The sequence below is a fragment of the Roseibium sp. genome, assembly GCF_051016195.1.
Classification (GTDB): domain Bacteria; phylum Pseudomonadota; class Alphaproteobacteria; order Rhizobiales; family Stappiaceae; genus Roseibium.
Window position 1 is genome coordinate 1,420,503 of the sequence record NZ_CP134616.1, and the last position, 12,853, is coordinate 1,433,355.

Annotated in this window: 9 protein-coding genes; all 9 read left to right on the plus strand. The window is 59.9% G+C overall.

Annotated elements, in window-relative coordinates; all coding sequences use genetic code 11:
• Positions 1-174: 174 nt before the first annotated feature.
• The gene (locus RDA78_RS06485; RefSeq protein WP_434054526.1) at positions 175-897 is read left to right on the plus strand and encodes a Tim44/TimA family putative adaptor protein; all 723 of its coding nucleotides are present in this window, start codon (positions 175-177) and stop codon (positions 895-897) included.
• A 107-nt stretch (positions 898-1,004) separates the two neighbouring features.
• Positions 1,005-2,126 carry a murein transglycosylase A gene (gene mltA, locus RDA78_RS06490; protein WP_434054527.1) on the plus strand — a complete coding sequence of 374 codons (1,122 nt, stop codon included), beginning with the start codon at positions 1,005-1,007 and terminating at the stop codon, positions 2,124-2,126.
• Between the two features lie 3 nt (positions 2,127-2,129).
• On the plus strand, positions 2,130-2,699 hold the full coding sequence (locus tag RDA78_RS06495; RefSeq protein ID WP_434054528.1) for a Smr/MutS family protein: 570 nt from the start codon (positions 2,130-2,132) through the stop codon (positions 2,697-2,699).
• A 4-nt stretch (positions 2,700-2,703) separates the two neighbouring features.
• The gene (locus RDA78_RS06500) at positions 2,704-3,075 is read left to right on the plus strand and encodes a helix-turn-helix domain-containing protein (protein WP_319384897.1); all 372 of its coding nucleotides are present in this window, start codon (positions 2,704-2,706) and stop codon (positions 3,073-3,075) included.
• A gap of 201 nt (positions 3,076-3,276) precedes the next feature.
• The gene (locus tag RDA78_RS06505; RefSeq protein ID WP_434054529.1) at positions 3,277-6,111 is read left to right on the plus strand and encodes a [protein-PII] uridylyltransferase; all 2,835 of its coding nucleotides are present in this window, start codon (positions 3,277-3,279) and stop codon (positions 6,109-6,111) included.
• A 32-nt stretch (positions 6,112-6,143) separates the two neighbouring features.
• Positions 6,144-7,706, plus strand: a complete 1,563-nt coding sequence (gene murJ, locus RDA78_RS06510) for a murein biosynthesis integral membrane protein MurJ (protein WP_434054530.1) — start codon at positions 6,144-6,146, stop codon at positions 7,704-7,706.
• Positions 7,707-7,826: 120 nt separating this feature from the next.
• Positions 7,827-8,906 carry a tryptophan--tRNA ligase gene (gene trpS, locus RDA78_RS06515; RefSeq protein WP_434054531.1) on the plus strand — a complete coding sequence of 360 codons (1,080 nt, stop codon included), beginning with the start codon at positions 7,827-7,829 and terminating at the stop codon, positions 8,904-8,906.
• Positions 8,907-9,112: 206 nt separating this feature from the next.
• Entirely contained in the window at positions 9,113-11,515 is a 2,403-nt protein-coding gene (locus RDA78_RS06520; RefSeq protein WP_434054532.1) for a response regulator, read from the plus strand.
• Positions 11,516-11,830: 315 nt separating this feature from the next.
• Positions 11,831-12,760 (plus strand): GNAT family N-acetyltransferase, encoded by a 930-nt coding sequence (locus RDA78_RS06525; RefSeq protein WP_434056107.1) that lies wholly within the window; start codon positions 11,831-11,833, stop codon positions 12,758-12,760.
• The last annotated feature ends 93 nt before the right edge of the window (positions 12,761-12,853 follow it).

The window sequence follows — 12,853 nt, forward strand, 5'->3', positions numbered from 1 at the left end:
GCAGGCGCGCGCGGAAAGATAACCATTGCAGAATTTTCAGTCTTGCTCTCGGGTCTGGATGCTGGTTCAAGAGCCCCCTAAATAAGGTGGTAACTGAATTTGAGAGCGGGCAGCGCTAAGCTGAACATGCAAGAGGCGGCTTGAAAGGCCTCCAAAGGGTAGCCGGTACGTAAGATGAATGAAATTTTCGACCCCCTGAACCTCGTCCTCATGGGACTTGCGGTATTTATTCTGTTCAGACTGAGATCCGTTCTAGGCAAACGCACCGGCAGCGAGCGACCGCCCTTCGATCCATATTCCAAGCCGGAACAGACGAACGAGCAGCCGAACGGCCAGGACAACGTCATTCCCCTGCCGAACCAGGGTGACCAGCCTGCCGACGTCATGGCGGAACAGCCCGACGGCGGAGATGTGGTGATCGACAAGGTCGCTCCCGAGGGCTCGGCGCTCAACAGCGCGTTGAAACAGATTCTTTCGGTCGACCGCAGCTTCGAGCCCGTAGAATTCCTGGGCGGTGCGCGCGCCGCCTATGAAATGATCGTGATGGCCTTCGCCGACGGCGACAAGAAAGCCCTGAAAAACCTTCTGTCCCCCGAAGTCTTCGAAGGTTTTGTGAGCGCAATCGATGATCGCGAAAAGCGCGGCGAGACGATCGAGTCGACATTCGTTGGTATCGACAAGTCGGAAATCGTCGAGGCAGCCCTGAAGGGTTCAATCGCGCAGGTGACGGTCAAGATCCACAGCCAGCTGATTTCCGCAACGCGCGACAAGGCCGGCGAAGTCGTTGACGGCGATCCGGCCAAGGTCACCGAAGTGGTCGATATCTGGACGTTTGCGCGCGATACCAATTCACGCGATCCGAACTGGAAACTGGTAGCGACCGAATCCGCCGAGTGACCATGACGCGAACGGCCCGGCGGCTGCGGAGTACCAGTTTTCGCCGGATTTCCATCTTTTTGAGAGGCGCGGCCCTGGCCGCGCCGCTTTTCTTTGCAGGAGCCGCCATGGCCACGCCGCAAAGCCCGAAGGTTCCCGACCATTTCGAGAAAATTGATTTCAGCGAACTGGCGGGCTGGGAAAACGACGAGCAGCACACGGCGCTCGTCGCATTCGGGAGGTTTTGCGGTAAAACCACCGCCTTCGGTTCCTCCGGGCTTCCCGGCTACGATCCTGCGAATTTGAACGCGCTCTGCGCCGTCATAGCGGGTCCGTACATAACAACGCCTGCCGGTGCGCAGCGGTTTTTCGAAACCCGGTTCACGGCCTACAGGATAACGGAGCCGGGCTTCGTGACCGGGTATTTCGAGCCGGAAGTTACCGCATCTCGCATTCGCACAGACCGTTTTTCGGTCCCGCTTCACCGGAAACCGGACGGCTTGGAAGCGATCACGCCCGAAAACAGGCCGGTCGAGTGGCTGCCAGAACTGAGCCATGGGCGGCGGACGGACAAAGGGTTTTCGCAAATGCCGGACAGGGCCGGCATCATGAGTGGCGCACTGGATACCGAAAACCTGGAACTGGTCTGGCTCGCCGACCCGATCGATGCCTATTTCATACACGTGCAGGGCTCGGCGCGATTGCGGCTCACTGACGGCAGCGTGATGCGCGTCGGTTATGCCGGCAAGTCAGGGCATCCCTATACCGGCATCGGAAAGCTTCTGGTCGAGCGCGGCGAGGGCGCCCCGGAAGATTTCACCATGCAAGGTCTCAGATCCTGGCTTTCTGAAAACCCGCAAAAGCGCGACGCGCTATTCGGCGAAAACCGGTCCTACATCTTTTTTCGCGAAGTTCTCGAGGCCGGACCGGAGGACGGCCCCGTCGGCGCGGCCGGACTGCCCCTGATCGCGGGCCGAAGCCTGGCGATCGATCCGGCGCATCTTCCCTACGGGGCCTTTGTTTTCGTTGAGGCGGGCTTCCAGGATCCGGACAGGGAGGGCCGGACCTTTGCGCGGCTGATGATCGCCGACGATACCGGTTCGGCCATCAGGGGCCGCGCGCGCGGCGATATCTTCGTGGGGGCCGGTGACCGGGCCGGCGAGCTGGCCGGAGATATTCGTCACAGGGCATCCTTTACCGTGCTTGTTCCAAAACCGATGCGCACCGGCACAGACGCGGCTACGGACTGAACGATGACGAAGCGGGGAAAAAAGGGCAGCCTGTCACCTGAAGACCGGGAGCTCTGGGGCAAAGTCGCGAAAACGCTCACACCGCTTGACCCGGACCGCGTCAGGATTCTCGAGGCGGAACTTGAAAGCAGCAAGAAAGACAAGCCGCGCACGGCGGTGAAAACGCCCCGGACTGCAACGGCCATCAAGGCCCCCGCGCCGGAGAAGAAAACACCCGACCTGCTGCCGCTTCATCAGCTAGAAACACGCTATCGCAGGAAGATCGTAAAGGGTGTCCGGGCCATCGATGCCAGGATCGACCTTCATGGCCTGACCCAATACCAGGCGCATGACCGGTTGCGCGGATTTCTCTACCAGGCGCAGGCCCGCAGTCACAAAGTTGTGTTGGTTATCACCGGCAAAGGCGGAGGGCCCGGTAACGCCTATATGGACGAACGCGGGATTTTACGCAGAATGGTGCCTCAGTGGCTTGCCATGCCGGATATGCGTTCGGTGGTCCTGGGTTACGAGGAGGCCCATGCGAGCCACGGTGGAGCGGGGGCGCTCTACGTGCGGATCCGAAAAAGAAGGTAGAACCGTGACACCGCTTGGGGCAAAAATTCGGGAACTCAGGGCAAAGCGCGGCGTTTCCCTTAAGGAAATGGCGGCTGCGCTTTCCGTCTCCAGCGCTTATCTTTCAGCGCTCGAACACGGCAAGAGAGGCAAGCCGACCTGGTTTCTGGTGCAACGGATCATCACCTATTTCAATGTCATCTGGGATGAGGCGGAAGAAATCCAACGCCTGGCGGAACTGTCGGACCCCAGGATCACGATCGACACGGCCGGGATGCATCCCAAGGCCACCGAACTTGCCAACCAGCTCGCGCTCAAAATCAACGTCCTGTCGGAAGACTCGCTCGCCGGCCTCCTGCACCAGCTCAGGGTGGCGGCGGCGAAAGACGACGTTTGAAGCGTACAGACCGGCAGTCCCGAATGAGAGCCTGATTGCAGACGCTCTGCAACACGGGCAGGGAACATCGAAGCGGCCGAGTTTTCCCAAGCTGCAGCTGTCTTTTCAGATTTCCGTGTCCTTACGGTGCGATCGCTATATAACCAGCATTCGTAAACCAACCTGACCTTCTGATTTGCCGAACGGATTGCCGACAGACCAATGCACCCCAGCCAGGAAGAACTTGCCGGACTGATCGACGCGGATGGCCTTCGATCCCGCCTGACTGCGCTTACGAACGACTACGACGGCGACGGATCGGACAGCAAAGTCAGGTCGTCTGTCTTGAGCCTTCTTAAAACCGAGGTAAAGACGGCACGCGACCGCGTGCAGGAAAAGCTGAACGAAGACGGCGGCGGGTTGCTCTGCGCTGCGCGTCTTTCCCACGTTCAGGACGAGCTCATCCGCGCGATCTACGACTTCGCCGTCACGCATGTCTACCGGGTCACGAACCCCTCGGCAGCGGAGCGCATGTCGGTCGCGGCCGTGGGCGGTTACGGGCGCGGAACGCTCGCTCCGGGGTCTGATATCGATCTGCTTTTCATCCTGCCCTACAAACAGACGCCGTGGGGTGAGCAGGTTGTCGAATACATTCTCTACATGCTCTGGGATCTTGGGTTCAAGGTCGGCCATGCAACCCGGAACATTGACGAATGCATCCGGCTCAGCCGATCGGACATGACGATTCGCACTGCGGTTCTGGAAGCCCGGCACATATGGGGCGACGCCCCGCTTTTCGAGGATCTTGTCAAACGCTTCGGCACCGATGTCGTGAACGGAACCAGCTCCGAATTCATCGCGGCAAAGCTGCAGGAGCGTGACCAGCGTCACCGGCGCCAGGGGACGTCTCGTTATCTGGTCGAACCCAACATCAAGGAAGGAAAGGGCGGGCTTCGCGACCTCAACACGCTTTTCTGGATCGCCAAGTATCACTACCGGGTCGACAAGCAATCGGAGCTGGTCAAGAAAGGGGTCCTGACACGGTCCGAGTATGCCCGGTTTGCAAAGTCGGAGGACTTTCTGTGGGCCGTGCGCTGCCACCTGCACTTCCTGACCGGACGAGCCGAGGAAAGACTGGCATTCGAGTTCCAGCGCGAAATCGCGATCCGGCTCGGCTACACCCAGCATCCGGGCATGCGGGACGTTGAACGCTTCATGAAACACTACTTTCTCGTCGCCAAGGATGTCGGCGACCTGACCCGCATCATCTGCGCGGCGCTGGAAGAAGAGCACGTGAAGGAACCCCGGGGAAGGGGATTTTCCGGCATGATGCGCCGCCTGCGCAGCGGACGCGTTACCGACTCCGTGAAACCGGTCAAGGGCGCGCACGGCTTCATTGTCGAAAACAACCGGCTGAATGTCACCAACGACAAGATCTTCGAGACCGCGCCTGCAAACCTTCTCAGGGTGTTCCAGCTCGCGGACAAGCACGACTACAATCTGCATCCGAAACTCACCAGGCTGATCCGGCATTCGCTCAAGCTCGTCGACAGCAGCCTCAGGAACGACCCGGAAGCAAACAGGCTGTTCCTGTCGATCCTGACGTCGCGAAACAAACCGGAGACGATCCTGCGCAAGATGAACGAGACCGGGGTTCTGGGCAGGTTCGTGCCCGATTTCGGCAAGGTCGTCGCCATGATGCAGTTCAACATGTATCACCACTACACAGTCGACGAGCACCTGATCCGGTCCATCGGGGTCCTGGCAGAAATCGAACGCGGAAACTCCGGCGAAGATCACCCGTTGTCGACCGACCTGATCCTGACGCTTCAGAACCGCAAGGTGCTCTACGTCGCGATGTTCCTTCACGATATCGCGAAGGGCCGTCCAGAGGATCACTCCGTCGCAGGGGCACGGGTTGCCCGCAAGATCTGCCCGCGCTTCGGCCTGAACGAGGCGGAAAGCGAAACGGTCGCATGGCTCATCGAACATCACCTCGACATGAGCACGATCGCTCAGTCGCGTGACCTGAACGACCGCAAGACAATCACGGATTTCGCGCAGACCGTCCAGTCGCTCGAACGGCTGAAAATGCTGCTGATACTCACTGTTGCCGACATACGAGCAGTCGGGCCCGGCGTCTTCAACGGCTGGAAAGGACAGCTTCTGAGGACGCTCTTCTACGCGACGGAGCCGCACCTTTCCGGCGGGCATTCGAAGATGTCCCACAACGAGGCGATCGAGTCGGCCAAGAACGATCTCGTGACCAAACTGGATCACTGGAGCAAGAAGGACAGGACCGCTTATCTCAAACGGCACTATCCGGCCTATTGGCTGCGGACCGAGCCCGACCGGCTGCTGACCCACGCGGAGCTTCTGCGCAAGGCGGACAAAAGCGGCGAGCGGCTTGCATTCGATGTCATCCCCCGCGCTTTCGAGGGCGTCACCGAACTCAACATCATGGCGCCCGACCATCCGCGCCTCCTGTCCATTATCGCGGGCGCGTGCTTCTCGACGGGTGCCAATATCGTCGATGCGCAGATCGACACGACCACGGACGGGTTTGCGCTTGATACGATCTTCATCGGGCGCGAACTGCCTGACGACGATGACGAATGCCGCCGGGGCGAACGGATCACCCGGCTGATCCTAAGCACTCTCAGGGGCGATGAACGGCTTCCGGAGCCGGTGACCAAGAAAAACACGATGAAAAGCCGCGTGAAGGCCTTCAAGGTCGCGACCGAGATCCTCGTCAACAACGCGCTTTCGGACGAATACACGGTTCTGGAGATTTCCGGCCTCGACAGGCCCGGGCTTCTCTACGACCTGACGCGCTCCATTGCGACGCTCAATCTCAATATTGGCTCGGCACATATCTCGACTTTCGGTGAAAAGGCTGTCGACGTCTTTTACGTGACCGACCTTACGGGCCAGAAAATCTCCAATATCGGGCGGCAGGAAATCATCCGAGAACGCCTCACCGATGCCGTGAAGGGGCGTCTGGAACTGGATCCGGCCGCGCCTGTTTCCAGAAAAGTCCAGCGTCAGGCCTCGTGAATGTCTGAAAAGTCCACGGGAGCGCTGCCTGAATGAGCCTTGTCCGCAACTTCACCACGGTCGGCGGCGCAACCATGCTGAGCCGCGTGCTCGGCTTCGTGCGGGATGTGCTCCTGGCCGCAGCTGTCGGTACGGGGCCGGTCGCGGACGCCTTTGCAGTTGCCTTCCGCCTGCCGAACCTGTTTCGCAGGCTGTTTGCGGAAGGCGCCTTCAATTCCGCCTTCATTCCGCTGTTCGGCCGGGAGGTGGAGGAGAAAGGTGATGAGGGTGCGCGGCGCTTTGCAGGGGAAATCGGCGCTGCGCTCCTGTTCTGCCTGCTGGCCCTGACGGCGGTAGCGCAGATTTTCATGCCGTTCGTGGTCCTGGGCCTTGCGCCGGGTTTCAGCGCCGACAGCGCCAAGTTCGACCTGACCGTGCTGATGGCGCGCATCGCCTTTCCCTACCTGATTTTCATGTCGCTGCTGGCGTTCCTTGCCGGCATTCTGAATACCTATCAGCGTTTTGCCGCGGCTGCCTTTGCGCCGGTCATGCTGAACGTGGTCATGAGCATTGTTCTGGGCGGTGTCCTGTTCGCAGGCGTGGAGGACAACACGGAACTCGGCATCATCCTGAGCGCGGGCGTCACGTTCGGCGGGATCATGCAGCTGCTGGTGGTCATCGCCGACCTGAAACGGCTCGGCTTCAGGATCCCGGTTTTCCGCCCCCGCTACACGAAATCCGCAAAGCGCCTGCTTGTACTCGGGATCCCCGGCATCATCGCGGGCGGGGTCACTCAGCTGAATATCGCTGTTGGAACGATCATCGCCTCGCTCCAGGACGGCGCGAACGCGATGCTCTATTTCGCCGACCGGCTCTACCAGTTGCCCCTTGGCGTGATCGGCATCGGCATCGGTGTCGTTCTGCTGCCCAGCCTGACCCGCCAGTTGCGGGCCGGAGAAACCGGCGCCTACCAGGTGAGCCTCAACCGCGCACTTGAAATCTCGCTGGTGCTGACGCTGCCCGCGGCCGTTGCGCTGGCCGTGGTTCCCCACGAGATCGTTTCCGTTCTCTTCCAGCGGGTGCGGTTCGACGCCGCTGCCGTTGACGGAACCGCTGCGGCATTGATGGCCTTTTCCTTCGGATTGCCGGCATTCGTGCTGAACAAGGTTTTCTCGCCCGGCTACTTCGCACGCGAAGACACGAAAACCCCGATGAAGTTCGCCGCTGTCGGCATGGCCGTGAATGTCTGTCTGTCGCTTGCCCTGTTTCCCGTTTTCAAGCATGTCGGGATTGCCCTTGCGACGACGATCGCGGGCTGGGTCAACACGGCGCTGCTGATCGTCGTCCTTTACAAGCGCGGGCATTTCGTGCCCGATTTCACGCTTTTGCGGCGGCTGGTTCTGGTCCTGCTCGCGAGCCTTCTGATGGGTGTGGCCATCCACTTCGCAGCCATTGTGCTCGAACCGTCTCTGTCCGGGTCCTGGCTTATCGTCCGGGCCGCAAGCCTTGGCTTGCTGGTCCTGACGGGTGTGGTGACCTTCGCGGTGTTCGCGCAGTTAAGCGGCGGCGCGGATCTCATCGGCATGTTCCGCACGTTGACGCGACGCAACACCTGACCAACAAACGACGTGTGTCTCGCAATACCGCTTGCATCCTTGTTCCTGCGGGCTTACACCCGGCGCGCCCAAAGATTCACAGCGCCCTTCCAACCGGCCGCACCAATAAAGGGATTTGAAATGACGGCGTTCCAGCCCCGTGTCTTTTCCGGCGTTCAGCCGACCGGCAACCTCCATCTCGGCAACTATCTTGGAGCAGTGTCCCGCTGGGTCCCGCTGCAGGACCAGATGCCGACGATTTTCTGCGTCGTCGATTCCCACGCGATCACCGCCGGGTTTCCGGACCCGGAAGAACTGAGCAATGCAACGCGCGAAGTGACCGCAGCCTACATGGCTGCCGGCATCGACCCGCAGAAGTCGATCATCTTCAACCAGTCGCAGGTGCGCGAACACGCCGAACTCGCGTGGATCTTCAACTGCGTCGCACGGATCGGCTGGCTCAACCGGATGACGCAGTTCAAGGAAAAGGCCGGGAAAAACAAGGAAAACGCCTCCGTCGGACTGTTCGCCTATCCGAACCTGATGGCCGCCGACATCCTCGCCTACCGTGCAACGCATGTTCCGGTCGGCGACGACCAGAAGCAGCACCTTGAACTGACACGGGACATTGCGGCAAAGTTCAACAACGACTTCGGCGACCGCATCAAGGATCTCGGGATCGGTGTTCCCAATCCGACACCGTCTCCCGAACTGCCCGAGCAGCTGTACTTTCCCCTGACCGAACCGATGATCGCCGGGCCGGCGACACGGATCATGTCCCTGCGCGACGGCACGAAGAAAATGTCCAAGTCGGACCCTTCGGACCTGTCGCGCATCAATCTGACCGACGATGCCGATACGATTGCCCGGAAGGTCCGGAAGGCAAAGACGGATCCGGATGCCCTGCCGAGCGAGGTCGACGGTCTTGAGAGCCGACCCGAAGCCGACAATCTTGTCGGCATCTTCGCGGCACTGAACGGCAGTTCAAAGGAAGAGGTCCTGAAGGATTTCGGCGGACAGCAGTTCTCGACCTTCAAGCCGGCCCTGTCGGAACTCGCGGTCGGAAAGCTGTCACCGATGACGGATGAAATGCGGCGGCTGATGGACGACAAGTCCCAGATCGATTCAGTGCTGAAAACCGGCGCTGAAAAGGCGTCCGCCATCGCCGAGCCGGTGCTGAAGGACGTTCGCAAGATCATCGGCTTTCTGGACGTCAGATAATGACATGCGCCTTGCCCTCTCCAGTACGGCAGGGCAAGGCGCAAGTTCGCTTCCAGCCGGAGCGGCTGAGGCGACATGTCGTTCAAATGGACATGATGCATCCGTGTCACAGGCAAGTTTTGTATTCCGCGCGCGCGCAGTGAAACGGTTTCTAAAAGATTAAGCGGCACTCTCCCGGGCATTGACCGATTTGGAGAAACCGTCCCTTGGCACGTCAGAACGGCAACCGGACCGAGAGCGCTGAAACCGATATCCTGGAAACCGAGGAAGCTGCACGCATATCCGGCAGCGGACGCGTGCTCCCGGATGAGACAAAGCCGGGCCTGAACGCAACCGCCGCGTCCCCTGACGTCTCGGAACCCGACGTGGGCCCGGGCCGCCGCGCGACCGACAAACCTGTCTCCCTGCCCACAAGGGCTCTTCAGCACCTTGCCGTCGCCGGTCTTGTCCTGGGACTGGGGACTTCGCTTTTCCTGGTTGCTGGCGATGGCATCACGCGGTTTCTGGGGGTCGGCCTCGCCTTTTTTGCAGGCGGACTGGCGCTTTGGCGCATGTATGCCGACGACATGCACCGGTCCATCCAGGCCGTCCAGTTGAAGGACGCCAAGATCAGACGCCTGATGGCGCGGATCGAGGAGCTCGAGGACAAGGCCTGGGAATTGGGGGAATCCGACGAGCGGCACGCCAGCATACTTGCCACGCTTGGTGATGTTGTCGTCCGCCGGGACGCGGAGGGCATCATCCAATATGTCAATTCAGCCGCAGAGGACGTGTTCGGTCACATGCACGACCTTGTCCCCGGCTCCCCCATGAAATTGCCGCTGATCGACACTGACAGCGTCCAACAGCAGGCCCCATCGGATTTGAACCTTTCGGGACGAACGACCTTTCAGGATCTCCATATACACACCGCACAGGGACCACGCTGGTTTTCCCGCATCGACATACCGGTCCGGGACACGGCCACCGACAGGCAGCTGGTCCAGACCGTTCTGCGCGATGTCACAGAACGGCGGCTGATCGAGGAAGAGCTGCTGGCCGCGCGTCATTCGGCGGAAACCTCGAACGAGGCCAAGTCCCGCTTTCTTGCAACGGTCAGTCACGAGATCCGCACGCCCCTGAACGGCATACTCGGCATGGCGTCATTGTTGCGGGACACGCGTCTCACGAAAGAGCAGGCCGCATATATCGAAGCCCTTGAAACGTCCGGCGAAACGTTGCTTCTCCTGATTGACGAAGTGCTTGATTTTTCAAAGGTCGAAGCCGGAAAACTCGAAATCCAGAACGCACCGGTCAAGGTCGGGACGCTCTCGGAAAGCGTCGTTGAACTGCTGGCGCCGAAAGCGCATGCGAAGGGTCTTGAAATCGGCACCATGCTCGACCCGCGCCTGCCCGAAACCGTGACGCTTGACGCGACACGGGTGCGTCAGATCCTGTTCAACCTGATCGGAAACGGCATCAAGTTCACGGATGAAGGCGGTATCTCCGTTGAAGTGACCGGGCGCAGCGATGGCCCCGGTTCGACTTTCCTTGATATTGACGTGCACGACACCGGAATCGGCTTCAACTCTGTCGAGGCCGAACGTATCTTCCAGGAATTCGAGCAGGTCGACCATGGCCCGGCGCGAAAATTCGGCGGAACCGGCCTTGGGCTCGCGATCGCGCAACGGCTCGCAGGTCTCATGGGCGGCGCGATCACCGCTCGGCCATCAGGATGGGGGGGTGGTCATTTCAAGGTGTCGCTGCCTATCCCTGAAGACCTTACTTCCGAAACGGACCCCCGGCTCGACAGCTTCAAGGACAAGAAGATCGTGTTTGTCAGCGACAGCCGACTGGAATGCGGCCTGCTTTCCAAACGGCTCGAGTTTCACGAAGCGGACGTTTCCATTGAAGTTCCCGGAAGCCTCGATCTCGAACACACGCTCTCCGATGCAGATCTCATCGTGGTCGACAATTCGGCGGTTTCGGATGCGGGGGGCTGGCTGGCATCGGCCCGTCTGACAGGGTGTGAGGCACCGGCCATTGTCCTGATCTCGCCGCCCGAACGCGACAGGCTTGTCCAGCTGCGCTCGGCCGGATACGCCGCGTACCTGATCCGGCCCGTGCGGATCGAAACGCTGATCCAGATTTTTTCAGGCCTCCTCACCAGCCGGACGGATGATTTTGCGTGGGATGCCAGCGCTGAGCCGGCAAACGACCAGACGTCAAACCGGAACTTCAACGCTCCGGCGCGTCCGCTCCGGCTGCTCGTGGCGGAAGACAATGATATCAACCGCCTCTTGAGCGAAGCATTGCTGCGCAAGCTTGGACACATTCCGATCATGGTCGTCGATGGTGAGAAGGCCGTCGAAGAAGCGGCCAGAGAGCGCTTCGATGCCATTTTGATGGATCTGCATATGCCCGGCCTGGACGGGTTTGAGGCCATTCGGCAAATTCGCGCAAATGAACAGGAACTTGGGCAAAAACCGGTTCCGGTGCTGATGGTGACCGCCGACGTCATGCAGGACGCCCGCGACAAGGCCGCAAAGGTCGGTGCAGCCGGATATTTGACCAAGCCCTTGAGCGTCGAATCAATCTCCGACGCTCTGGTTGCGATCCATCGCGACTGACGCCCGCGTCCGCCTTGTTCACGGGCTGATTCCAGGTCCGCAAGTGTTCGGACAAAGCGTTGTCGTACCGTCGCAGCCCCATGACAAATTTCACAAAAATCCCAGATTAAGCTAAGCTGTCATCATCCGGTTCAATGAAATAACCCGAGTGTCATGCAGTTGTTGGATTTATATGTTCTACGGCAGGATCAACGCGTACCGGACACCGACGGAGTTTGTGCTCCGGCAAAGCTAAAAACAAAAGAAAGACAGGCCTTAACCTGTGAATTCTCTTAAGAGTGTCAGAACGGAATGCAAGAGGGTGGAATGTCCATAATGCGGCACGGACTGTTTTCTCCAAGGAAGCTTGTACGCAGGTTTACGCCCGGATTTCGCGACACCACGGCCGGCGCCGCCCGTCCCTCGCATCCGCACCGGATACCGGCCAAAACCGGCGACACACTCGGACGCATCGGATCGCTTGAAGTGCGGCTCGCCCGGAATTTCAAGGAAGTCCGAAAAGCCCAGCGGCTGCGCTACGACGTTTTCTACGAAGAAATGTCGGCGATCGCGGACGCCAGCGCTAACGCAACGCGCCGCGATGCGGATCCGTTCGACGCCTATTGCGATCATCTGCTCGTTGTCGACCACGCCTCCCTGAAGCGCAACAAGCTCGGACGGCTGAAGCCGGAAATCGTCGGAACCTACCGTTTGCTGCGCCAGGAAATCGCGGATCAGCACAACGGATTTTATACGGCGGCAGAGTACGACATACAGAAAGTCATCGACGCCAATCCGGGCAAACGCTTTTTGGAACTGGGCCGCTCCTGCGTTCTCAAACCATATCGGAACAAGAAGACGGTTGAACTCCTCTGGCATGGAATATGGTCCTATGTTCTGCGCCACAAGATCGATGTGCTGCTCGGCTGCGCCTCCATTGAGGGCACGAACCCCGACGCGCTTGCAGAACGGCTCTCCTTCCTGCATCACAATGCCCGCGCACCCGAAGAATGGCGTGTGAGGGCCGTGGCCGATCGCTTTGTTGAAATGAACCGGATGCCGGCCGATTGTGTCGATGCAAAAGCGGCGCTCCGCGCACTTCCTCCACTTGTGAAGGGTTATCTGCGCCTCGGTGCATTCATCGGTGACGGTGCGGTCGTCGATCACCAGTTCGGCACGACCGACGTTCTCATCATCGTGCCGGTGACGCATCTCAACACGCGTTACGTCAACTATTATGGTGCGGATGCCAGCCGATACGGCTGATGATGACCGATCTTCTCAGCGCAGAGTCTTGCCCGGGCACGCCGTGGCCGTTCGGCGTCAAGCCTTAACGCCCCCTTAAATTGCCGCAATTTA